Source organism: Megasphaera sp. AF13-6AC (genome assembly GCF_027685385.1).
Classification (GTDB): domain Bacteria; phylum Bacillota; class Negativicutes; order Veillonellales; family Megasphaeraceae; genus Megasphaera; species Megasphaera micronuciformis.
Window position 1 is genome coordinate 1 of record NZ_JAQCUN010000011.1, and the last position, 22,413, is coordinate 22,413.

Here is a 22,413-nt window from a genome sequence, read left to right on the forward strand (position 1 = left end):
GAGGTGTCCCGTCTTTTTCATAAACGACGACCTGATCGCCGCCTCGGCCGAGTGCCAAATCAAGTCCGGCTTTGGCCTTTTCAGCCAAAACATCAAAATTCGTATCGCCTTCATTCAGCAACTCTTCTTGAATAGCCGCAACCCCCATGCTGAGCGTAACGGGAATACGATTTGCCGTATGAATCCGACGAATTTTATCAAGAAAAGAGAAATTGGTTTCCGTCAATACATTTAAGGCTGACCGACTGAGGCAGGCAAAGTATTTACCGTTAGTATACGAATGTATATAACACCCCAGCTCCGTCAACTCACTGACAATACAGTTGTTGACGTTAGTCCACAACGTTGCCTGTTGTACTGCCGACATTCCCTTTGCAACTTCTTCCATATTGTCGATTTCAATGCTTGCAAATACGGGAATGGACTTCATGAAGAGAGTCTTCTGATGTTCCGTTTCCGTCACATCATCAAAATACAAAATCAGATACCCGTTTCCATCGCTGATTTCATCAGACAAACCCTTATATACAACCCGATATTGGCGGTCATTGATAGTTTCATAAAAATATCCGGTCTTCCCCCAAATCCGCTCAACATTCAGATTTTCCATAGCCTTGTCAATCCGTTCATTTTCCTGAACGGAAGCCCCGACCCAATCGAGAAGGACACTGTTTGCCCAACACAAAGCTGAATCTTTGTCGACAATCGCAATGCCTATGGGCAAATTTTGAACGGCATACGTCGTCGCCTGATCGACACTTTGCGAAATAGCGTCAAAATATCGCGTAATTTCGCGGTTCCGTTCTGTATCACTTTTATGTGTCAAAACAGAAACGCCGGCAATCAAAATACATGCCAAAGCGGCAATAACCCAGTTATATACGGCAATCAACGCCAACAGAATCAGTATCACCGTTAAATAAACAAATTCGGCTTTACCGGAAAACAATTTCTTAAGCATAGGATCTCCTACAATCAGTTAATGCGATATTTACGACGGAAATGAAACAGGGCATCCGCCAAACCGAGTAAAAACGTCAAGTACTGCACGGGAACGGGAATGAAAATATAAACAAGAATAACCAAGGTCCGTGTCCATACAGTAACATGAAAACGTCGTTCCAAAAAGAAAAAAATGACAGCCAAACCGTTGACGGACAAAAGGAAAAAAGTAAAGTTATCCAAGTTGATCCCGCCTGCATTCAGCCAGAATATATGTCGTGTCGTCCCCCAGTACTGCATAACCTGAGCCAACACATATAAGTATAACACAGGCCTACCGATTTCCCAATAACGCAGCGGCAGGACCGGGCTTGTATCCAAACCGCCCTTAGCCATAATCAGTCGACTCAATTGAGCTTGTACATATACAAAGATCAGAGATAGCGTGATTAAGGCCGAAGGAATCATATACGGCATAATTTCCGTTAAAACCTTGCCGTTCGCCCGTGCATTTATTAAATCTACTTGTGATACCCCGGCCGCAGCCGCATTATGTAAGGCCTGTTCAAAAATCGTCGTCATAGCCTGTCCGGCAACCACAAAAATATTAATATCAAAGAGTGCGTAGAGCCCCGTAAAAAAGGCCGAAAACAAGACGGAACTGAAAACGCCGCTAATGATAATCAGACGTTTTAATGACCATGCGTTTTTAAAAAAGAGTCCCGTTAACATGCCGAAGGGGGCACAGAAGGCCAAGAGCATCAAAGCTACCCCGGGCGTCGACAAAATACCGGCCAATACCGTCATAACAGCAATGACCGCTAAACACCTTCTCAGTCCATATGCATTATATGCGATACCAAGGGGCAACGGGAAAAGCATGCAGGCAACGGGGAATGTGGCGGGAACCACAAGCGATAAATCTGCCAGAAGCACCAACAGAATTATAAGTTTGGCAAGAACGGAAAGATTGCGTAACTTCTCCATAGGTGTCCCTCCTTTGCTTTTATAATAATTCAACAGCGGAGGCAAAATACGACCTCCGCTGTTATTATATCATCTTATTTAAACTTCCATAATAATCGGTAAAATCATGGGACGGCGTCTAGTTTTTTCAAACAAATACCGACTTAACGTGTCCCGTACTTGCGACTTAATGACAGACCACTCACGAATATTTTCATCTTCACACCGTTCCAAAACGGCTGCCACCTTATCGTGAGCCTCATTCATTAATTCTTCCGAGTCTCGCACATAGACGAATCCTCGCGAAACGATATCGGGACCGGCCAAGGCATGACTGGAACCTTTAGCTAACGTCATTACGACAATAACCATACCCTCCATAGCCAACTGCTGGCGATCGCGAATGACAATATTGCCCACATCTCCGACACCTAACCCGTCAACAAAGACACGGCCCGCGTTAACGCGACCGCCCTTTTGTCCGGAACGACTGGTAAACTCGAATATCTGCCCGTTGTCGCCGAGCAGAACATGGTCCTTCTCGACACCCATTTCCACTGCCAATTCGCCGTGTTTTTTAAGCATTCTATACTCACCGTGAACCGGCAGAAAATACTTCGGCTTAATAAGACCGAGCATAATTTTAAGTTCTTCCTGGCTGCCGTGTCCGGATACGTGGATACGTTTATTACTGCCGAAAACAACCCTCGCTCCTAAGCGCATCAGGTTATCAATCGTTCGACCTACACCCGTTTCATTCCCGGGAATAGGCGTTGCCGAAATAATAACCGTATCGCCGGGCATAATACTGACACTGCGATGATTATTCGATGCCATTCTGGACAAGCCGGCCATCGGTTCCCCTTGGCTTCCCGTTGTCAAAATAAGTACCTGATCAGCCGTATACCGATTCAGTTCATCGGCTTCTATTAGAACACCTTCCGGCACGTCCAAGTATCCCAATTCCTGAGAGATCGCCACATTATTTACCATACTACGCCCCAAGACAAGGACCTTGCGCTTATACAAAACAGCCGTATTGATAGCTTGCTGAATGCGGGAAATATTGGATGCAAAGGTTGCCAATATAATTCGGCCTTCAGCATCCTTAAACTCTTTGCGGAAGGCTTCTCCTACCGTTCTTTCCGACTCCGTATAGCCCGGTCGCAATGCATTCGTACTGTCCGACATGAGAAGTAATACTCCTCGACGCCCCAATTCGGCGAACTTGTGCATATCCATCAATAATCCGTCAACAGGTGTCAAGTCGATTTTAAAGTCACCTGTATGTACGATCGTTCCTACAGGGGTCTTGAAATACAAGGCACTCGCATCGGGAATGGAATGATTGGTATGAATAAAGCCGACCTTCATACAGCCGATCTGCACCTCGTCACCGTGGCGCACTTCATTTAACGTATAATTTCCTATATGATTTTCTTTCAGTTTTCCTTCTACAAGACCGCAAACCAACTTGGTCGCGTACACAGGTACATTCACTTCATTCAGCAAGTATGCCAACCCGCCTATATGATCTTCGTGACCGTGTGTAATGACGACGGCACGCACCTTGTCCTTATTCTCAATAAGATAACTCATATCGGGAATAACCAGGTCAATGCCGAACATATCATCGTCAGGAAAGGCTAACCCGGCATCCAGAACAATGATGTCATCACCATAACAAATGGCCGTCATGTTCTTACCGATTTCCCCGAGACCACCCAAGGGGATAACCATAAGCTTTTCCTTCTTAGCCAAAATTCTTACCTCCTATTCAGTTTTAAACTAAACGTTCTTTATTTGAATGCCTTTGGTAGGCTTTATCAAGTCACGTCCGTTTACATTTCTTAATATTTTCCGCTTTTTTCCTCTTTCTGTCAATATATTTAAATCTTTTGCCATAAAAAAGACAGATTCGGCATAAATCCGAATCCGTCTTTTCATCACTTTTCCCTTCGGCAACCTATTATATACCTTTATCTTGTAGAAGGTTCGCACTGCCCCGTCTTTATTGCATCCTTAAAGCGGTCAGCGGCACTTTTCTTTACATAGTCGGGAACCTGTAAATCCACATTATCCGGCAAGGGTGCATAATCTACGGTCAAGATTACGGAGCTGTAATCCGTCACCTGATCCGCAATGAGGCGTTCTGCCGGGGTCAGCGCATCGACAGACATAACCCCGTATTTCATCAAGCTACGCAACTGCCCCGTCAAGGGCACTTCGGCATGTCTGATTTTATTCGAGCTCTTATCCGGCAAGGGTGCATAATCTACGGTCAAGATTACGGAGCTGTAATCCGTCACCTGATCCGCAATGAGGCGTTCTGCCGGGGTCAGCGCATCGACAGACATAACCCCGTATTTCATCAAGCTACGCAACTGCCCCGTCAAGGGCACTTCGGCATGTCTGATTTTATTCGAGCTCTTATCAATGTATGTCGTAATATCGATGGGTCCGCTTTCTTTTAAAGCCTGTAATACTCCTGTAATCGTTTTTAATTCTTGCGAATTATACGCCTTAGCCGTCGGCACGGAGTTCAATCGCACCAAAATAGCATCTATATTCAGTTTGGAGGGATCGACCGTCAGGACATACGTGTCGGCACCTGTCTTTCTCACACCTTGGAAATAAGTCGTGTCGATTTTCGGGGTTGCTGTCATCTTATTTTCTATGGGTACGGAATCATTTAATTTTACCGAATCCCGTATCCATTCGCCCTCATTTTCACGATGATAGACATCTATAGCATCGCCTTCCTGTCGGGCATATACATCCGCACGCATCGCTACCGGTTGCACACCTTGCGATTGTACATCCGTATGTCCTTTTACGGCAAAAGGACGGGTCTGTATACTAAGAGTCTGATTTGCCCTGGCATTCATCAGAAACGGAATGGTCGTATCCAGGTGCAGTGTATACATGCCCTCAGGATGGGCTGCCATATTGGTCAGGGCCGATACATATTCCTCTTGCGGTGTCTGGGCCGCAGCAACACCGGCTACAGCACAGACAACAAGAGCCCCTGCGCAAATTCGTTTAACAGATCGTACAATATTCATAATAGTCTCCTTTTATTCCATACCCGCTTTTTTATATAAGCCGTAAAAATGATGAATGGGACCATGCCCCTTACCAATCGGTTGCGCATGTGCAATGCCCTCAAAAACAAAGCGTTTAGCCTCTCTCACCGCGTCAATTAAAGACAGGCCGTTGGCCAAATCGGCTGCAATAGCACTGGACAGTGAGCACCCTGTTCCATGCGTACTCGTGCTGTCAAGATGTTCGCCCTTAAAGTAAGTGAACTCCTGATTGGCATACAAAATATCCGTTGCGTCACCGACACGATGACCGCCCTTAACCAATACGGCTTGAGGCCCGAGCGCGGCAATACGCCTTGCGCTTTCTTCCATATCGGTAAAAGATTCTATTTTCATGCCGGCCAATACTTCCGCTTCGGGAATATTGGGCGTCACTATAGAAGCTTTAGGTAACAATACTGTTTTTAATGTTTCTTCCGCTTCAGTGGCCAACAGACGATGTCCGCTGGTTGCAACCATGACCGGATCGATAACCGTTACCGGCGGTTTGTACTGATCCAATTTGCTCGCAATAATACGAATAGTCTCAGGCACACTGACCATACCGATTTTCACGGCATCCACAGAAATATCTTCAAATACGGCATCTATTTGCGAAGCAATTAATTCAGGCGTTACGTCCATATAATCACGGACACCGCAAGTATTCTGCGAAACAACGGCCGTAATGACATTCATGGCATAGCACCCGTGTGCTCCGAATGTCTTGCTGTCCGCTGCAGCCCCCGCACCGCCGGACGGATCCGTGCCGGCAATAGACAAAACATGTTTCATCATAAACCTCACCCTCTCAATTTAATTATCCAGGTAATGCAGAGGGATTCAAATAGGCCAGTATTTTTCCCTGCCCTACAGCCCCCTCATCAAGGTCGCAATCTATCAATGCGGCTGCCGCTCGGGAAAACTCGAGAGATGTCCCTGTCCACAGTCGTAACCACGCCTCTAAATACGGCGTATGTCCCACCAAGATTACCGTAGAGTTTCTGTTATTAATCAGTATATAGCGATACAGGGCTCCCAAATCGCCGTTTTCCAGATACACGGACGGCACGGCTCTATCTATACCGAAAGCAGAGCAGACGATATCAGCCGTCTCCGCTGTTCTTACCGTCGGACTGCAATAGACAACAGTTTGACCGGTACGAACATATGTCGCCATAGTCCCTGCCGTCTTAGATACATCGGCTAATCCCCGTGGAGATAATTGACGTTTAGCATCTTCCCCGTCTGTCAGAGGCGCTCTGCCGTGCCTCATTAGCCAAATATACACCGAGTTCTCCTTTCTCGTCTATTCGGAAACATGTTCCAGCCCTACTTCCAGTAGGGTGTAGACATGACGATCAGCCAAGGAGTAGTATACCTCCTTGCCGGCTCGTCTGAACTGTACCAACCGGGCGTTTCTTAAAATGCGTAATTGATGTGACACTGCTGATTGCCCCATATCGATTTTACGCGAAATATCATACACACATACTTCGTTATGTAAAAGCACATGTAAAATGCGCAAACGCGTCGGATCGCCTAACACTTTATAAATATCCGCTAACGGCTGTATATACCGTTCTTCCAATACAGGTCCGTCTCCTTGCGTTACGTCAGATGCCTCTGTCGGCAAGGTTACCTTGTCATTATCGCTCATCCCGTACGCCTTCCTTCTTTATAAGATTTTCCGAATGCTTACTGTCTTTTATTATATCATAATGAAGTAGACTCAAGTTCCGGCAGTCAATACGTCATACGCATAGCGTACAAAATACGCCAATTCCCAAACAGTACGGCTTTCCGCCGTAACATTTCGGGCTCCTATGGCACAAATCAGCGGCTTTTTCCTTCCGTAAATAATGCCGCAATCATGAAAAAGGCCCTCTAATTGCCCCGTCTTATGGGCAACCGTTAAATTATGCGGCAGTTGGGCCGGCAATAAACAATTATCTTCCTGGGCAGCTAGTATTTCGATCATGGCCCGATCCTCTGTGGGGCCTACACACCGCCCCTGTGCCAACAAAGATAGAAGTTCCGATGTTTCCCTCATTGTCGTCGTATTCTCTTCTCCGCGCCGAGCCGCTTCAAAGTCCATCATGTGGCGACGTAATTTTGTCTTCACAAGTCCGAAAGACCGAACGGTTTCATTAATTCGTTCAACTCCCAAACTACGAATCAACATATTCGTACATGTATTGTCACTTTCCGTAATCATGTGAAAAATCAATTCATATATCGGCACTGAGTCGTCTCTTCTCTTGATATAAAAGGAACCGCCTTCTACGACATCATTTACCGTCAAGCATTCTGAGAAATCAAGGGTTCCTTCTTTCTTTCGACGAAAAGCCTCTATCATGACGGCAATTTTTATTAAACTGGCCGCCGGCATAAGAACGTCTTCTTTCCCACCGCACCCCGCTTCACCTACCGGTGCAAAATACCAAGACAACTCCAAGCCCGCCTCTACATTATTTTTTATATACTCTTCAAGAGTTTTCTTTTGTTCTTCTGTATAAGCACTCATGTCGGTTACGTATTCTCCCCTTGAGGCCGACACTCGCTACAATAGCCGAAGAGTTCAAGATTATGGCCCCGAATATCAAACCCCGTTTCGGCTGCAACCCGACATTCAAAATCACCCAGAGGACAATGTGAGATATCGATCCTCTTATGGCACTTCATACAAATAAGGTGATGCATATGCTCCGCAGTTTTTAAAGAAAAGCCGTAACTTCTCGAGTCGGAAAAAAAGGTTTTAGTCACCAGTCTCTTTTCAGCAAACAACTCGAGAACTCGATATACTGTCGAGAAGTTTACCCCGTCTCCCTTTTGAACCAATGCACGATAGATTTCTTCTGCCGTAAGAGCACAATCTTTCTCTCCCAAAACGGAAAGCACCGCGTTTCTCGGCTTTGTACTCTTCATTCTGTGGCTATGAAGCAACCGCTTATAGTCCTGACCGTCAATCATCAGCCCCGACCTCCTTCATCTCGTTTCTTTGCAATCATTCGACCTTGTCTCCACGCCATTACGGCAAGTAAAACCAATACGGATATAACGGCCGTCAAACCGCCCGGTGCCGTGCCGACTTCATAAGAAAGTCCCAGACCTACAATAACATCGAACAAGCTGAAAACAACAGCCCAAAGAAGTGTCTTCTTAAATCCCTGCTGCAACTGTAATGCCGTTGCTACAGGCAATGCAATTAAAGAACTGATAACCAAAATACCTACAATTCGAATAGATACGGATACGGTTGCTGCAACGAGCACTGAAAAGACATAATTAATCAGTCGTGTTTTTACACCGGCAATCTTAGCCGCATCTTCATCAAAGGTAAGCATGACTAATTGCGGAAAGAGAAGCCAAACAGTCAGAAACGTTACGACACTTAGGATGACAACGGATATGACATCTTCATTCGTAACCGTAAGAATACTGCCGAATAAAAAACCCTCAACATTAGCTCGTACAGCGCCCGAGCTGATAATCGTAATAGCTATTCCGACGGAAAAAGTCAATATAATGACCAGAATCAACTCGGAATAACGACTAAAGCGACGTCTCAATCCTTCAATAAGGAGTCCGAAACAGGAAGTAATGACAAAAGCACTCATAATCGGATTGGCATGCAAGGCCAAGCCCACGGCTACGCCGGCTAAAGACGCATGCGATAATGCGTCGCCAATCATGGAGTATCGACGCAACACAAGAAATATTCCGATAAGCGGACACACCAACGAAATAAGAACGGCGACGACAGCGGCATTTTGCATAAATGCATACTCAAACATAAGACTCACTCCCCGTATTGGCAGAAACATATTCCTTTACATAATCGCAAGGAGAACATAAATGCCCCATTCCGTCAGTAATATGAAACATGTATTTGGAATTTCGTTCTGCGGCTCGCAAATTGTGCTCTACCGTTATAATGGTCATACCTTCCTGATTCAATCGATGCAGCAAGTCGTACATTTCCGTTTGACTACGCACGTCAATACCTACTGACGGTTCGTCTAAGATCAACAAATCCGGTTGTGCCATAAGAGCCCTGGCAATAAATACTTTTTGGCACTGACCCCCTGACAAATTTCCTATTAATCGGTTCGTATACTTCTCCATCCCTACTTGATGCAAGTATTTCTGAGCGAGGCTCGCATCTTTCAACTTCAGAATTTTCCGGTAATAATGCATAACCTCACCCACTGTAATGGGAAACTGAGAGTTTAATGCCTCAAACCGTTGCGGCACATACGAAATGCGCGAAAACGAATTCTCTACGGTGCCGCTCGTCGGTTCCACTAAAGCAAGTAAAATTTTCATAAGTGTACTTTTACCGGATCCGTTTTCACCGACAACGGAAATATAATCGCCGTCGTGAACTTGAAGATTAATATCCTTCAGCACGTACGGCGATCCGATATCATATGCAAAATAAATATGTTTTAATTCAAGCATGTGTATCTCCCCCTCTTACATATGAACAATTATATAGTTGCGCAATTGCAAATGCAAGCGATTTGCATATTTCTCAGGAAAGCACATCTATGAGTAAGAATATATTTAAAATCGTGACAATAAGAGCAATTAGACTCAAACCAGTCCGCTGTAACTTCGTGTTGGCGTAGACTCCCATAACCTTAGGTGACGACGTCAAATAAATCTGTGTAAAGACGGTCAGAGGTAATTGGACGGAGAGAACAATTTGAGAATATACCAATCCTTTAAAAGGATCGGTCATGAAGCAAATAACGACCACAGCCAAAACATACGTAAGGGCTACACCGTGCCACGAATGATAATCCTTAATATTATACACTTCCCCGAAGATTCCCGCGCAGATTGTACCGCCGGCCATGCCGGCCGTCATAGTAGACGCAATTCCGGCAAAAAAAGCGCTACGGCAAACAATAGTGCCGCTCCCTTCCCCAACATGGGCTCCAACATAATCTGCGCCTGTGCAATTTCCGTAACATCCGAACGGGTCGAAAAAAAACAGTGCCGCCGGAATAACAGGCATACCAGTCAACATTGAAATAGCTAAAGCACCGCCCAAGATTTCAGCTAATGCCGTTGCTATCGATGCAGCAACAGCCGTGAGAAGGAGAAATCCGGACAAAAACAGCGGCAAATGTGTCGTCGCCGCCTCAGCCAGACACAGACCCGTGACAATTCCCAAGTGGGCTACGTTATGTTGTAAAAAAACAAGCATAATGAGGAATAACGGGCTTTATAATAAAAAACCTCCCATGACAAAATAATTTGTCGTGAGAGGTTTTATTATTATATAAAGCGGCCTGCCTTATTTCATAACCGCACCCGTATTAGCCGATGTTACAAGGCGTGCATAACGAGAAAGGTATCCGGTCTTTACCTTCGGTTCAGGCTGTTTCCACACCGCTTTACGAGCCGCCAACTCTTCATCAGGCACGCATAAGTCAAGTTTTCGTTCAGGAATATTAATACTGATTTTATCGCCGTCTTTAATGAATGCAATAGGGCCGCCTTCCATTGCTTCCGGCGAAATATGACCGATGCAGGCACCGCGACTGGCACCGCTGAAACGTCCGTCCGTCAAAAGAGCTACCTTCAATCCCATGCCTGTAATAACCGCTGTAGGATTGAGCATTTCACGCATACCGGGTCCACCCTTCGGGCCTTCATAACGAATAACAACGACATGACCTTCTTTAATTTCTCCGCCGATAATAGCTTCAATAGCCGCTTCTTCCGAGTCATAGCATTTAGCCGTACCTACATACACGGAAAGTTCCGGATCGACGGCGCTTTCCTTAACGACAGATCCGTCAGGAGCCAAATTTCCCGTCAGTATAGCAATCCCGCCCTTATTCATATAAGCATTTTCTACGGTATGAATAACTTCCGGCCTCGTAATCTTAGCACCGGCAATGCGTTCTCCTACCGTGCCCGTTACGGTTACGGCATCGGTATGAATCAGGTCTAACTTTGTCAACTCCTTCATGACCGCCGAAATGCCGCCGGCCTCCCCCAAATCCTGCATATGATACGTACCCCCGGGACTGAGCTTTGTAATATAAGCCGCTTTTTTGCTGATTTCATCAAACAAAGACAGCGGCAATTCTACACCGGCTTCGTGTGCGATAGCCGGTAAATGTAAAACCGTATTGGTCGAACCGCCGATAGCCATATCAACGGCAATAGCATTTTCAAACGCTTCGCGGGTCATAATATCGCGAGGTTTAATATCCTTTTTAACCATATCCAAAATAACCGAACCGGCCTGTTTGGCCAACATACGCCGAGCCCCGAAATAAGCGGCAGGGACAGTACCGTTTCCGGGCAATCCCAAACCTAATACTTCGGTCATACAATTCATCGTATTGGCAGTAAAAAGACCCGAGCAAGAACCGCAGCCGGGACAGGCCGAATTTTCCATATGGTGAAGTTCCTCTTTCGTAATCTGTCCGGATTCGAATTTACCGGCCGCTTCAAACACTGTGCTGACACTGATATCCTGTCCTTCATAACGACCTGCCAACATAGGACCGCCACTGACCACTACGGTCGGAATATTAACACGACCGGCTGCCATCAACATGCCGGGCACTATCTTATCACAGTTCGGGATCATGACCAAACCGTCAAAAGCATGACCGTTTGTAACGGCCTCAATGGAATCACAAATAAGTTCACGACTGGCCAACGGATATCGCATACCCCCGTGACCCATTGCAATGCCGTCACAGATACCGATAGCCGGAAATTCAATAGGCGTGCCGCCGGCTGCGGCAATTCCGAGTTTTACCGCTTCCGCAATTTGACGCAAATGAATGTGGCCGGGAATAATTTCATTAAATGCATTTACAACACCGATTAACGGTTTTTGCAAATCTTCATCCGTATATCCCATGGCATGGAAAAGAGCCCGATGTGCAGCTCTGGTACTGCCTTTTTTTACAATATCACTTCTCATACTAAAATCCCCCCTGAATAAAAAAACTTCCGGTTTACGGGTTATGCCGCCGACCGGAAGCGTAATAAACTTATTTTACAACAATGACCGGAATCTTCGTATGTTCCAGTACATACGTGCTGACCGAACCTAAAGCTACACCGGCAAAGGTTCCCAGACCGCGTGAGCCCATGACAATGAGATTCGCGCCTACCCTTTCAGCAACATCCGTAATGACGGCACCCGGAGAGCCTACTTCAAAAAGTTCTTCCGTCGCAATTTCCGCAGGAATAGTTGCCTTGGCTTTATGCAAAATTTCTTCGCCTTTTTCACGAACTCGATCAGCTACGGCGCCGGCATCATAATTGCCGAAAAAACCGCTGATACGGGTAGCTGCCGATGTTAATGATGCTACATATAGAACGGAAATGGTTCCGCCCGATAATTTTGCCAAAAAGGCTGCATGTTCCAACGCTAACTGAGAGTGCGTCGATCCGTCATAAGGAACGACAATTTTTTTATACACTTCCATGATTAAGACCCCTAACTGATTTATACCTTTTTCGGTGTCGTCTTAATAACGACATTATTACCGTCTCTGACAACTTTCAACGACACTTCGCCGACGCCGTCTTTGTAGTAGGCTAATTTTATATCCAGAAGAAGCGCTCCTACCTGTTCTTGCAACTCCTTCGTAAAAAACTCTTTTCTCAATGAATTATGCTGCCGCCCTTGGGGGAGATTGGTCAAACCGACTTGAGGTTCATCCTCGACTCCTCCCGTTTCAAAGGTAAGCTCTTCTTTTACGCCTGCAAACATTTCATTAAGAGAACGGTTTTTAGGAATTTTATGCTTTGCCATTGCCTATACGCCTCCTTTATTTAGCGTTATCGGCCTTATCAGACGCTTCATGCATACTGTCCAAAGTAATTTTATTAAAATCTTCAGGCGTAGAATAGGTTGCAATTTTCGTAAAACCTTGACGTAATCGACCGCGGTATGCTGCCGTCACCTTCCCGTCCTTATTTACCTCGGCAATGTAAATTTCCTGCCCGTCTATACCCACAAGACGGAACCGACCGTTAGGTGAAATTTCTCGCCACGTTCCCGTATCACCTTCAAGCATATAGACAACGCCTGTACGCAAGTTATCGTAGAAGAACACATCGCTATCATAAAAGACGGCAATGCGACCGATATTTTCAGCTTGTACGGGAATTCTCCGCGTATCATAATTGGCATCGGTCCGATAAATACGGAACTTATTTTCACCGACTTGAAGTTTCATGTATACGACATTGGTCGCCACCGAATACGCTACATCGACAATCTTACTGTCTTCCGGGGCTTTTTCAATTTCCGTATCCAATTCACGATCCGGTGCTAAAGGATTGTACTGAGCCAAGTATACGCCGTATTCTCCTGTACGCTCATCTCGTCCATATGTGGCGAAAATCGCCAAATCCCGATCGGGCAACCATTCGAAGAAAGACAGTTTGCGACCGTGCAAACTGATTTTTTGCGACTCTCCTTTTTTACCGGCTTGGTAAATCGTTACCGTATCACCTACGACGGTGGCCATAAACCGTTTATCAAAAGAATAGTATGCCTGCCCGTCCGGCTCGACGCCGAATCCCATGGCTTCCTGCTTATTCGTTCCGTCAATCTGATAGTCCGATGTAGCCGCAAAAAGAACGTTATCCAAATAATAGTATATGCCGGCTTGCAGGGCAAGACCGGCTGCAAAGGTAAGTACTACTTTTTTTAATTTCATACGCCCCTCCTACTTCACAATGAACGCCGTCGGAATCATGCGCTCACCCAGAAGGTCTGCCGGCTTGTTGACGACGTTACCGTTCATATATAAGGTAGAACTCGAACCGCCGTCCAAGTTAGCCGCAATATAGGCGCCTTCTTCATACAAAATATTTTGTACATCTCGCAACGTGGCTCCGATGGAGTAAGACGGCTGACGCCCGTCAATGACGAGGAATAAAACAGTACCGTCTTTCTTTTGTCCGATAGCCGTACGCGGACCGACACCCCAACCGCCGTCACCGCTGGTAATCATGCGTTCACCGTTAACGATTAAGGCCGGACCGAAGGAGATACCTTCTTTCACATCCATGGAAATCAGCTCACCCTTGCTATAGTTACCGGCTATGAGGTTTCCGTCGTCTGTCAATCCGACAAATTCATTAACTTCGCCATCTGCCACATTTTGTCCTAAAATAAATTTCCCGTCGTGAATAATAAATCCGTACGGACTGCGCCCCGTACCGGTTCCGTTTGCATCATAAAAGCCGCCCGCATTAATGGCCGCTACGGCACCGTTGCGCTTAGCAATACTGCTCGTCGTTTCACCTTTTTCATCAAGATTTTCCGCCGTCGCAATCTGCACCCGTTTCGGGTCGGGTATTTCCAATAAGAACCCCTTAAAGCGACTGGAATCGATATTCTTCAGTTTTAAGGAAGAATCGGTACGTGCCGTAAACTTGAATAACTCCTGTTTCGGCGCCGTGCTGATTCCGCCTAAGATACGGTCTATTTCTTCCTGAGAAAACAACCAAGTAATATATTGCGGATGGCGACTTTTCAAAATTGCCCCCACAACAGTGCGTTTAATGTTGTCAAAGGGTCCGAAAAGGACGACAAAGGGTGACGACACTGCAAAAAAGAGTAATGTCACCAACAAAAATTTACCGATTTCTTTTGCTATCTTCATATATACCCCAATCCCGTAAAGCTTGCACTTTTATCGGTCTTCGTATGCTTCGGTAGTAACCCGTTGCTTAAAGTTTTCTATATCTACAGCATTTCCGATCCAAATACGCTTAAGTGCATACGGATTATCCCCGTATTTCACCCAACCGGGATTCATGGTAAACGCCAACTTGATACCGTTCTTCTTCATAGCTTTCTGCGATGCTTCGTCGTTAGAGCCGTAAGGATAGCAATAGTATTCATTCGTGATCCCCAATTGTTCCTTCAGCTCTTTCTGGCACATAGCCACTTCTCTATTGAGCACGTCTTCATTCATTTGTGCCAAACGTTCGTGGTGATATCCGTGCCCGGCAATGGTCATACCCGACGCTTGCATCTCCTTAATCTGATTCCATGATAAGCGAGTTCCCTGATCGGCATCATAGGTGGGAATAAAGACGGTACAGGCAAAGCCATATTCTTTCATAAGCGGCATTACGATAGAGTACGTATCGACATAGCCGTCATCAAAAGTAATGACTACGGACTTTTCCGGAACAGGCTTATTAAACATCACATATTCGTAAAGCTGATCCAATGTCAAAGGGTGGAATCCGTTATCCTTGAGAAACTTCATTTGCTCTCTCAGGTGTGATTCTTTTAATACCGCATCGTTATCCTCTATATCACCAATCATGTGGTACATAAGGACCGGAATCCCTTTTTCCGGAACGGCCATCTTCGTTTCAGCCTTTGTTGCTCCGTCCGAGGTCATCGAGTTCTCCTCTTTGGTCTTACCGCACCCGACTAAGACGACTACCGCTAGCAGTAAGCAAAGAATCAGTTTCCAACTACGCATGACAGTCTCCTCCCGTTTTTACCGTCTTACAACGTTTCAGTCGCCTATTCTTCTTCAGAGGATAAGCTCACAAAAGGAATATCTTCCATCTTATCATCCAGAAAGAGGCGAATGTACCGTTCCGCATCATCGTATTTCGCTTTCTCCGCCTCTACCGAATGTGCCCGAACATCAGGTGTGAGTAAAAACTCGGGGCGCTCCAGCATTTCCAAAAACATGGTGCTCGGGTGCTCCGTTGTCAAGGTATCCAAAGCAACGCTGCGAATATGCCCGTCATCAACGGCATGATATAAAGCCGCCTCGTCAACGAGCCCGCCACTGCCGCAATTAACCAACATAGAACCCTTTTTCATGCGTTCCAACTGTTCTTCTTGAAACATGTTCTGCGTTGCCTCTTCAACCGGCAAGTGCAAGGTAATCAAGTCACTGGTCTTTAATAATTTATCAAAATCCACAGGCGTTACACCGTTGTCGAGCATGGTTTTCTCACTCACAAAGGGATCGTATGCCTGTATGCCGCACCCGAAGGGGCGCAGACGTTCCGCTACCAGCTGTCCGATCCGACCGAAGCCGACAATCCCTATAAGGTTTGCCGATACACGATGTAACGGCCAAGGCACGGATCCGAACTGCCAACGATTGTTATCACGTACATCATAGGCATATTCGGGAATTTGACGTAATAAAGCTAAAATCATGGCACATGCATGATCTGCCACATCTTCATCAAAATAATCATGAAGACACACGACCTTGATATTACGATCTTGTGCCGTCTGTAAGTCGATATGAGAGGTTTCCTCCCCCATTACGACAATAAGTTTTAAATCATCTGTTTCTTCCAGAACTCGGCCCGATACAGGCTCATCGTCACAAATGAGTATATCCGTGCCGTCCAGTTGATCTATCAATTCATCTTCATCTTCAGCAGAGCAATATTCCACTTCGGCAATATCGCTCAACCGCTCTCCAAAATCATCTTCGTCTTGATGTCCTGTCAGAACGCTTATGTGATACATATCACTGCCCCTTTTCTCTAAAACCTGTTTTAAGATATAAACGTACAGTTAAATATATAACATAAATACCGTGAAATATCAAGGATAAGCCGCTTGACAAGGCTATCTGTCAATCATTTTGTTTTTAACGAAAGCCGGCTAAGTCGAGGTTTACTTTTATAGTATTTCTTTCTAAACAATATCATGGCAATTCTGTCTTTAACTTATATCTGTATGTCTTTTTATCTTGATGACAAAGAAAAACACGGTCACCTATCGGCAACCGTGTTTATTATCCCAATTTTTTCAAGCGACAGACCATAACCGTATCCGTTTCTATCCGTTTCTCTTCCAAGACATCGACCGCATAGGCTATGCCTTCATGAGATACGATGCGGCCTTCTCCGTATTCTCGCTTAAACCGTGCTTTTCGGTTCGGCTCGCTATCGGAAAAACCGCTGACTTCTATACGTAATGCCCCGTCGTCCTCTTTTACAAACTTCAACGCAAAGGGTGATTGATCCGTACGATTTTTCCGACCGACTGCATAAAAAGCAAGACAAATAATGATGAATACGGCGGTCGATACTGCCAAGACAGTCTCTGATGATACTAAAGACATATCACAGGCCTCCTTCATATATCTGAAAAAAGAGGAATCGAGTCATACGATTCCTCTTTTTTTCTCTACTGGCGGAAGGGGTGGGATTCGAACCCACGGTACCTTGCGGTATCACTAGTTTTCAAGACTAGCTCCTTAAACCACTCGGACACCCTTCCGTAACGGAATAAGTATATCAAATTCAAAAGACGACAGTCAAGAATCTCTACACGATAAGTAACCCGGCCATCCCCAATACAAGTCCCAAGACTCCCGAAGCGACAAGAATTGTAATGACACCTATATGGCGCCGCACGGCGACCAGCGTCACAATAAGCAACACCAGCCCCCCCAAACTGAGATCGCTCCAGTGTACGGGTAATTCCTCTGTGTTCCATAGCGCCAGAAGAATAAAGTCGATGGATGCGGCACAAATAAGCCCCACTACAGCAGGTCTCAAGCCGTTTAGAACACCTCGTACAGGACCGATATCACCGTACTTCAAGAAAATTTTAGCCAAGGTAATGCCGATACAAAGAGAGGGTACGACAAAGCCGACAGTTGCCGCTACACCGCCGAAAATACCGGCCGTCTTCATACCTGCAAAGGTTGCCGCGTTGATGCCGATGGGGCCCGGCGTCATTTGCGAAATCGTAAAAATATCAACGAATTCACTCATAGTAAGCCAATGATACCCGTCCACAACGCCGGCCTGGATGAGCGGCATAGACGCATATCCGCCGCCGACACAAAAAACACTGACCTTACAAAATTCCCAGAATAATAAGAGATATATCATCTGTCCGCTCCCTAATCATACTTAGCCGAACGCATAAACAAGAGACCTATGAGACCGTCCGTTAAAATAAGGTACATTATATTAATTTCAAAGACCACATTGGCTATAAATGTGGCCAGAACAATAAGAATAGGCAAGATTAGCTTACGCTTACACTGTTTTAAAAATAAATCAATACCCACATTAACGATAAGTGCCGTTGCCCCGCACTGCATACCTCGTAAGACCAATTTAATATAATAATTCTGAATAAAAAATTCATAAAAAACGGAAATAATCGACAAAATCAATAAAGGCGGCAATACCGTGGCCGTTGCAGCTACTAAAGATCCCATAAGACCGGCCATACGATAACCGAGAATGATTGCGGAATTAACGGCTACAACACCCGGCATAGATTGGGCGATAGCTACAAGGTCCAAAGTCTCTTTCTCTGTCAACCAACCGAAATCATCAACATACTTTCCTCGTAAAAGGGGAATGATAACAAATCCGCCGCCTACAGTTACGGCACTGATAATAAATGTGGAACGAAACAGGTCCCAATAAAAAGCGGCCGTTCGTTCAGACTTAGACAGTTTTATGTCGTTCACAGTCTCTTCCTCCGAATTCAATCCCGTCATTTCTCATATCCGTATAACAGTATACGCAAAAAAAAGACGGGATGCAGTCCCGTCTTATGTTCTTTCATGTTTTTTCTGAAAATGCGGAGCATCTCCCCACTTCCCGAAACCTACCCTATCCCCCACCGAGGCAACACGGGCGGCAATACATTGGCGACACTGCGACGGCGTGTCGTCCACACACGGCTTGTTATCGTAAAGTAAATAGTCTTTGCGAAACTTCGGCAGGGTAATAATGGGCATAAGCACATTGGCCCCCGCCTTTAACCCCTTTTCTCTCCCCAAAGGATGCAAAGCTTGCAAGGCTGTTGTCGACGCAATATTGCAGTCAGGTAAGAAAAGCCGGGTTACGGCAATCATAATCAATCCCAGCCGCAATCTCCGATTTCGTTCAGACTTTATATCAAGATCTTCGTTCACAGCATATCGTCCCAAAGGAGTCTCGCCATGAATGACATACGGCCCCATGCCGATCATGTCAATATTTTCTTTTTTATAAAAGAGGATGTCATCAGCCAGATCTTCCACCGTTTGTCCCGGCAAGCCGATCATAACACCGGTTCCTACTTGATACCCTACGCGATCCAACGCCTTTAAACAATCGTACCGCTTCTGCCAGCTGTGCAGCCCATCATGAGGATGCAAGGTCTCATAAAGCTTACGGTTTGATGTCTCAATGCGCAATAAATAGCGATGGGCACCTGCTTCGAACCAACGACGATAGGTTTCTTCCGATTGCTCCCCCACACAGAGAGTGATGCCCAAGGCGCCGCCGCCGATGGCCTTTACAGTACGAATCATGACTTCTACATCATGAATAAACGCTTCGTCTTGTCGTTCTCCCGATTGCAACGTAACGGATCCGTAACCGTTTTCATAAGCCCATTGTGCCATGCTTTCTATATCTTTGAGATCCGTCCGAAATCGCTTCACTTCCGCATTTTCTCGACGAATTCCGCAATATAGACAGTTTTTCATACATTGATTGGAGAACTCCATTAAGCCGCGATAATACACGATATTTCCTACGTGACGCACCTTCGTTTCATAAGCGGCTCTGTATAAGATTTCCAAATCCTCCGCTTCCGTCAGGGAAAGTAAGCTGACTAAGTCGTCACGATTCATAGCTTCTCCGCGGCGGACTATATTATGCAACGACTCCATTCATATCCCCTCGTTCTGCCGAATCCCTAATGGTAGTTATCAATATGAAGCCTTTCAAATAGTAAAAAGGCCAAGCTCAAAATCATGGCTACAACAGTTGCCAAACCCATCCCTTTTAACTGTACGGGACCGACAGCAATCGTAGCCCCCGACAGGCCGCAAATCATAGTAACAGCTGTAAGAATAAGATTTTTCGAACGTGTATAGTCCACGTGTTTTTCAACAAGCATTCGAATCCCCGATGCGGCAATAAAACCGAACAAGAGTATGCATACGCCGCCCATAACGGGAACGGGAATACCGTGAATCAAAGCGGCAATCTTACCGACAAAGGAGAAAATAACCGCCAGCAAAGCCGCCCCACCGATAACCCAGGTACTGTACACACCTGTAATCGCCAAGACCCCCATATTTTCGCCATATGTCGTATTCGGTGTAGATCCGACTAAGCCGGAAAGAACATTGGACAAGCCGTCGGCAAACAGAGAGCGATGAAGACCCGGATCTTCAATAAGGTTGCGCCCCACAATATCACTTGTGACGAAAAGATGCCCTAAGTGCTCGGCAAAAACGACGAACAAAGCAGGCATAATCATCATAATGGCACTGAGATTGAACTTCGGTTCATAAAAAGTCGGCACGGAAATCCACGGTGTAGTTTCTACTACCGAAAAGTCTACAACGCCCATAAACCAGGAAAGGATATATCCCGAAATGACACCGATAAGAATAGGAATAATACCGATAAAACCACGACCCAGTACCGTCGCCAACAAGGTTACAATGAGTGTAAAAGTGGATATAATCATGGCCGTTTCATTTGTCATGCCCGATGCCTCGCCGAGATAACCGGACATAGTCATAGCCAAAGGAGCCAGTTCCAAACCTATAATGGCAACGACCGCTCCCATAGCTGCCGGCGGGAAAAGGACATCTATCCAGCGTGTCCCCACTTTATTTACAATGCCGGCCAAGACGATAAAGGATAAACCAAAAACAATGAATCCGCCTTGGGCATCGCCGTAATCCATCCCCGATGTCGCACACACGGCCAAAACAGGGGATATAAAGGCAAAGCTCGATCCTAAGTAAGCCGGCAAGCGCCCTTTGCAAATGAGAAGATACAAAATCGTACCTATGCCGTTCATAAAAAGAGCCGTAGCCGGATCAACATGCAGTAAAAACGGCACTAAAACCGTAGACCCGAACATGGCAAATAAATGCTGTAAACTCAAAGGAATAGTCTGCAATAAAGGCAGACGTTCGTCAACTTGAATGATTCTGTGTTGTCTCATGACTACTCTCCTAACAATTAGTGACGGCCCGGTCTAAATACACTACGAGTTTCATCTCTCATAGAGGTGAGCTCGCGTTCTTCGGCAAGTCGCGTTTGCCGTTCCGCTTCCCGCCTGTTTGACTTACAAATATTTAATAAAATAGCCGCTGCAATCATATTAACAATCAAGGATGTCCCGCCGTAGCTGATAAACGGCAAAGGCACTCCGACAACGGGAAGCACCCCGCTAACCATGCCGATGTTGATAAATCCCTGAACGCCGAAATACATGGTCGTCCCAAAAGCCAACAATCTTCCGAACGGGTCTTGACACATAACGGCACACTTACATCCGTATACTAAAATAATGCCGAAAAGCACGATCATTCCCAGAGAGGCTCTTAGCCCCAATTCCTGGGCTAAGACGGCAAAGGCAAAGTCTGTATGGGCTTCCGGTAAGTAACTGAATTTACTGATCCCCTCCGCCAAGCCTTGGCCGAAAATCCCCCCCGACCCGATAGCAATCAACCCCTGGACGGTCTGGTAACCCAAGGTCTTCTCATACTCCCACGGATCGATCCACGCGATAATGCGATCTCTTCGATACGGCTCGTAGAGAACGAAAAAAATGGCGCCTACGGCAACAAGCAAAGCGGGCCACTTTACTTCCATAAGCTTAGCCCCGCTGATCCAAACCATCAAAACAGGCAAAGTCAAGATAATAATAGCCGTACCCGCATCGGGTTGCTTAAAAACGGGAACTGCCAAGACCAGCGTCAAGAGCAGTGCTCTTTGCGGCCACCAGGGAAAGCGTTGCCAAACATGTGCTTTCTTATTATGCGAGAGAGGTGCCAAAAATGTAACCTCCTTACCGGCCTTCAACATAGGTGTCAGCAAAGAAGCCGTACATAAGATGGCCGTCAATTTTGCCAGTTCCGAGGGTTGAAAGGTAAGCTTACCGATGCCGAGCCAACGTCTGGCACCGTTTGCTTCTATGCCGATTAAGGGTACGGCCAACAAAAGCAAAAGGGTTACAACGTACATGAGTTTAGAATATTTCGACAACCGGTGATAGTCACTACGAAAAACCATAACTGCAGGTATCAGACCGACTGCGGAAAAAACCAATTGTCGCAATAAGTGTCCGTAAGCACTGCCTGAAAGACGGTCCTCCGCAAAAGTAGCACTGAAAACATTGACCGTACCGATAACCCAGAGGAGCGCAAAGGCTCCTAAGAGCAACAGCATGGCCCGATACATCTGTTTAGCCTTCTTGTTGTTCATCATCAACATCCTTTGCCGGCTTGGCGGCTACACAATGAAAAATCGGTTGTCCGAGGCCGCTGAACTTCGCTTCATACTCGGTCATAGCCTCATTTAAAATGTCACTGCCGTGTAAATCGTAGGTTACCTCTGACAAAGGCCAGTGACGAGCGTTGAACTCTTCCAACGTAAAGTC

The 22,413-nt window shown here is 45.9% G+C and carries 24 protein-coding genes, 1 tRNA gene and 2 pseudogenes; all 27 read right to left on the bottom strand.

The window, feature by feature from the left end; translation table 11 throughout:
• A pseudogene (locus PGX78_RS01390) lies at window positions 1–961 on the bottom strand (DHH family phosphoesterase); the annotation flags it as partial.
• Window positions 962–975: 14 nt separating this feature from the next.
• Window positions 976–1,929, bottom strand: a complete 954-nt coding sequence (locus PGX78_RS01395) for a DUF2232 domain-containing protein (RefSeq protein WP_270445087.1) — start codon at window positions 1,927–1,929, stop codon at window positions 976–978.
• A gap of 78 nt (window positions 1,930–2,007) precedes the next feature.
• A complete protein-coding gene (locus PGX78_RS01400) occupies window positions 2,008–3,669 on the bottom strand; it encodes a ribonuclease J (RefSeq protein WP_006941293.1) in 1,662 nt (553 codons plus the stop codon).
• Window positions 3,670–3,887: 218 nt separating this feature from the next.
• Entirely contained in the window at window positions 3,888–4,973 is a 1,086-nt protein-coding gene (locus PGX78_RS01405) for a hypothetical protein (protein WP_270445088.1), read from the bottom strand.
• A gap of 12 nt (window positions 4,974–4,985) precedes the next feature.
• A complete protein-coding gene (thiD, locus tag PGX78_RS01410; protein ID WP_006941296.1) occupies window positions 4,986–5,789 on the bottom strand; it encodes a bifunctional hydroxymethylpyrimidine kinase/phosphomethylpyrimidine kinase in 804 nt (267 codons plus the stop codon).
• Window positions 5,790–5,811: 22 nt separating this feature from the next.
• Window positions 5,812–6,282, bottom strand: a complete 471-nt coding sequence (locus PGX78_RS01415) for a SixA phosphatase family protein (RefSeq protein ID WP_040773392.1) — start codon at window positions 6,280–6,282, stop codon at window positions 5,812–5,814.
• A gap of 18 nt (window positions 6,283–6,300) precedes the next feature.
• A complete protein-coding gene (locus PGX78_RS01420; RefSeq protein ID WP_006941298.1) occupies window positions 6,301–6,651 on the bottom strand; it encodes an ArsR/SmtB family transcription factor in 351 nt (116 codons plus the stop codon).
• Window positions 6,652–6,723: 72 nt separating this feature from the next.
• On the bottom strand, window positions 6,724–7,518 hold the full coding sequence (locus PGX78_RS01425; RefSeq protein ID WP_006941299.1) for a serine hydrolase: 795 nt from the start codon (window positions 7,516–7,518) through the stop codon (window positions 6,724–6,726).
• 5 nt (window positions 7,519–7,523) lie between these two features.
• Window positions 7,524–7,964 (bottom strand): Fur family transcriptional regulator, encoded by a 441-nt coding sequence (locus tag PGX78_RS01430; protein ID WP_006941301.1) that lies wholly within the window; start codon window positions 7,962–7,964, stop codon window positions 7,524–7,526.
• Window positions 7,964–8,788, bottom strand: coding sequence for a metal ABC transporter permease (locus PGX78_RS01435; RefSeq protein ID WP_270445089.1), 825 nt, complete (start codon window positions 8,786–8,788; stop codon window positions 7,964–7,966). The genes PGX78_RS01430 and PGX78_RS01435 overlap by 1 nt, the downstream gene beginning before the upstream one ends.
• Window positions 8,781–9,455, bottom strand: a complete 675-nt coding sequence (locus PGX78_RS01440) for a metal ABC transporter ATP-binding protein (RefSeq protein ID WP_006941305.1) — start codon at window positions 9,453–9,455, stop codon at window positions 8,781–8,783. The genes PGX78_RS01435 and PGX78_RS01440 overlap by 8 nt, the downstream gene beginning before the upstream one ends.
• A gap of 73 nt (window positions 9,456–9,528) precedes the next feature.
• On the bottom strand, window positions 9,529–10,209 hold the full coding sequence (locus PGX78_RS01445) for a divalent metal cation transporter (RefSeq protein ID WP_270445090.1): 681 nt from the start codon (window positions 10,207–10,209) through the stop codon (window positions 9,529–9,531).
• Window positions 10,210–10,299: 90 nt separating this feature from the next.
• Entirely contained in the window at window positions 10,300–11,952 is a 1,653-nt protein-coding gene (gene ilvD / locus PGX78_RS01450) for a dihydroxy-acid dehydratase (RefSeq protein ID WP_270445091.1), read from the bottom strand.
• 70 nt (window positions 11,953–12,022) lie between these two features.
• Entirely contained in the window at window positions 12,023–12,463 is a 441-nt protein-coding gene (locus PGX78_RS01455; protein WP_006941311.1) for a universal stress protein, read from the bottom strand.
• Between the two features lie 20 nt (window positions 12,464–12,483).
• Window positions 12,484–12,792 (bottom strand): hypothetical protein, encoded by a 309-nt coding sequence (locus PGX78_RS01460; RefSeq protein WP_006941313.1) that lies wholly within the window; start codon window positions 12,790–12,792, stop codon window positions 12,484–12,486.
• Window positions 12,793–12,808: 16 nt separating this feature from the next.
• Window positions 12,809–13,705, bottom strand: coding sequence for a hypothetical protein (locus PGX78_RS01465; protein WP_006941315.1), 897 nt, complete (start codon window positions 13,703–13,705; stop codon window positions 12,809–12,811).
• A gap of 9 nt (window positions 13,706–13,714) precedes the next feature.
• Complete coding sequence (locus PGX78_RS01470; RefSeq protein WP_006941317.1) at window positions 13,715–14,656, bottom strand: phosphodiester glycosidase family protein; 942 nt, start codon at window positions 14,654–14,656, stop codon at window positions 13,715–13,717.
• Between the two features lie 30 nt (window positions 14,657–14,686).
• Complete coding sequence (locus tag PGX78_RS01475) at window positions 14,687–15,493, bottom strand: polysaccharide deacetylase family protein (protein ID WP_270445092.1); 807 nt, start codon at window positions 15,491–15,493, stop codon at window positions 14,687–14,689.
• A gap of 44 nt (window positions 15,494–15,537) precedes the next feature.
• Entirely contained in the window at window positions 15,538–16,512 is a 975-nt protein-coding gene (locus PGX78_RS01480) for a C-terminal binding protein (protein ID WP_006941319.1), read from the bottom strand.
• Window positions 16,513–16,783: 271 nt separating this feature from the next.
• The gene (locus PGX78_RS01485; protein ID WP_270445093.1) at window positions 16,784–17,113 is read right to left on the bottom strand and encodes a hypothetical protein; all 330 of its coding nucleotides are present in this window, start codon (window positions 17,111–17,113) and stop codon (window positions 16,784–16,786) included.
• Between the two features lie 69 nt (window positions 17,114–17,182).
• Window positions 17,183–17,271 (bottom strand) — tRNA-Ser (locus tag PGX78_RS01490).
• A 47-nt stretch (window positions 17,272–17,318) separates the two neighbouring features.
• Complete coding sequence (locus tag PGX78_RS01495; RefSeq protein WP_270445094.1) at window positions 17,319–17,891, bottom strand: chromate transporter; 573 nt, start codon at window positions 17,889–17,891, stop codon at window positions 17,319–17,321.
• Between the two features lie 11 nt (window positions 17,892–17,902).
• On the bottom strand, window positions 17,903–18,484 hold the full coding sequence (locus tag PGX78_RS01500; protein ID WP_270445095.1) for a chromate transporter: 582 nt from the start codon (window positions 18,482–18,484) through the stop codon (window positions 17,903–17,905).
• A gap of 84 nt (window positions 18,485–18,568) precedes the next feature.
• Window positions 18,569–19,678 carry a [FeFe] hydrogenase H-cluster radical SAM maturase HydE gene (gene hydE / locus PGX78_RS01505; protein ID WP_270445096.1) on the bottom strand — a complete coding sequence of 370 codons (1,110 nt, stop codon included), beginning with the start codon at window positions 19,676–19,678 and terminating at the stop codon, window positions 18,569–18,571.
• A 26-nt stretch (window positions 19,679–19,704) separates the two neighbouring features.
• Window positions 19,705–20,973, bottom strand: a complete 1,269-nt coding sequence (uraA, locus tag PGX78_RS01510; RefSeq protein ID WP_006941324.1) for a uracil permease — start codon at window positions 20,971–20,973, stop codon at window positions 19,705–19,707.
• A gap of 17 nt (window positions 20,974–20,990) precedes the next feature.
• Window positions 20,991–22,238: an FtsW/RodA/SpoVE family cell cycle protein gene (locus PGX78_RS01515; protein WP_270445097.1), complete on the bottom strand. Its 1,248-nt coding sequence runs from the start codon at window positions 22,236–22,238 to the stop codon at window positions 20,991–20,993.
• A pseudogene (locus PGX78_RS01520) lies at window positions 22,219–22,413 on the bottom strand (tRNA (guanosine(46)-N7)-methyltransferase TrmB); the annotation flags it as partial. The gene PGX78_RS01515 and the pseudogene PGX78_RS01520, both read right to left, overlap by 20 nt.

Excerpts from the sequence above, each read along its gene's own strand:
- PGX78_RS01395 (WP_270445087.1), bottom strand. The coding sequence starts at position 1,929 with ATGGAGAAGTTACGCAATCTTTCCGTTCTTGCCAAACTTATAATTCTG.
- PGX78_RS01405 (WP_270445088.1), bottom strand. The coding sequence starts at position 4,973 with ATGAATATTGTACGATCTGTTAAACGAATTTGCGCAGGGGCTCTTGTT.
- thiD (WP_006941296.1), bottom strand. The coding sequence starts at position 5,789 with ATGATGAAACATGTTTTGTCTATTGCCGGCACGGATCCGTCCGGCGGT.
- PGX78_RS01420 (WP_006941298.1), bottom strand. The coding sequence starts at position 6,651 with ATGAGCGATAATGACAAGGTAACCTTGCCGACAGAGGCATCTGACGTA.
- PGX78_RS01425 (WP_006941299.1), bottom strand. The coding sequence starts at position 7,518 with ATGAGTGCTTATACAGAAGAACAAAAGAAAACTCTTGAAGAGTATATA.
- PGX78_RS01430 (WP_006941301.1), bottom strand. The coding sequence starts at position 7,964 with ATGATTGACGGTCAGGACTATAAGCGGTTGCTTCATAGCCACAGAATG.
- PGX78_RS01435 (WP_270445089.1), bottom strand. The coding sequence starts at position 8,788 with ATGTTTGAGTATGCATTTATGCAAAATGCCGCTGTCGTCGCCGTTCTT.
- PGX78_RS01440 (WP_006941305.1), bottom strand. The coding sequence starts at position 9,455 with ATGCTTGAATTAAAACATATTTATTTTGCATATGATATCGGATCGCCG.
- PGX78_RS01445 (WP_270445090.1), bottom strand. The coding sequence starts at position 10,209 with ATGCTTGTTTTTTTACAACATAACGTAGCCCACTTGGGAATTGTCACG.
- ilvD (WP_270445091.1), bottom strand. The coding sequence starts at position 11,952 with ATGAGAAGTGATATTGTAAAAAAAGGCAGTACCAGAGCTGCACATCGG.
- PGX78_RS01455 (WP_006941311.1), bottom strand. The coding sequence starts at position 12,463 with ATGGAAGTGTATAAAAAAATTGTCGTTCCTTATGACGGATCGACGCAC.
- PGX78_RS01460 (WP_006941313.1), bottom strand. The coding sequence starts at position 12,792 with ATGGCAAAGCATAAAATTCCTAAAAACCGTTCTCTTAATGAAATGTTT.
- PGX78_RS01465 (WP_006941315.1), bottom strand. The coding sequence starts at position 13,705 with ATGAAATTAAAAAAAGTAGTACTTACCTTTGCAGCCGGTCTTGCCCTG.
- PGX78_RS01470 (WP_006941317.1), bottom strand. The coding sequence starts at position 14,656 with ATGAAGATAGCAAAAGAAATCGGTAAATTTTTGTTGGTGACATTACTC.
- PGX78_RS01475 (WP_270445092.1), bottom strand. The coding sequence starts at position 15,493 with ATGCGTAGTTGGAAACTGATTCTTTGCTTACTGCTAGCGGTAGTCGTC.
- PGX78_RS01480 (WP_006941319.1), bottom strand. The coding sequence starts at position 16,512 with ATGTATCACATAAGCGTTCTGACAGGACATCAAGACGAAGATGATTTT.
- PGX78_RS01485 (WP_270445093.1), bottom strand. The coding sequence starts at position 17,113 with ATGTCTTTAGTATCATCAGAGACTGTCTTGGCAGTATCGACCGCCGTA.
- PGX78_RS01495 (WP_270445094.1), bottom strand. The coding sequence starts at position 17,891 with ATGATATATCTCTTATTATTCTGGGAATTTTGTAAGGTCAGTGTTTTT.
- hydE (WP_270445096.1), bottom strand. The coding sequence starts at position 19,678 with ATGGAGTCGTTGCATAATATAGTCCGCCGCGGAGAAGCTATGAATCGT.
- uraA (WP_006941324.1), bottom strand. The coding sequence starts at position 20,973 with ATGAGACAACACAGAATCATTCAAGTTGACGAACGTCTGCCTTTATTG.
- PGX78_RS01515 (WP_270445097.1), bottom strand. The coding sequence starts at position 22,238 with ATGAACAACAAGAAGGCTAAACAGATGTATCGGGCCATGCTGTTGCTC.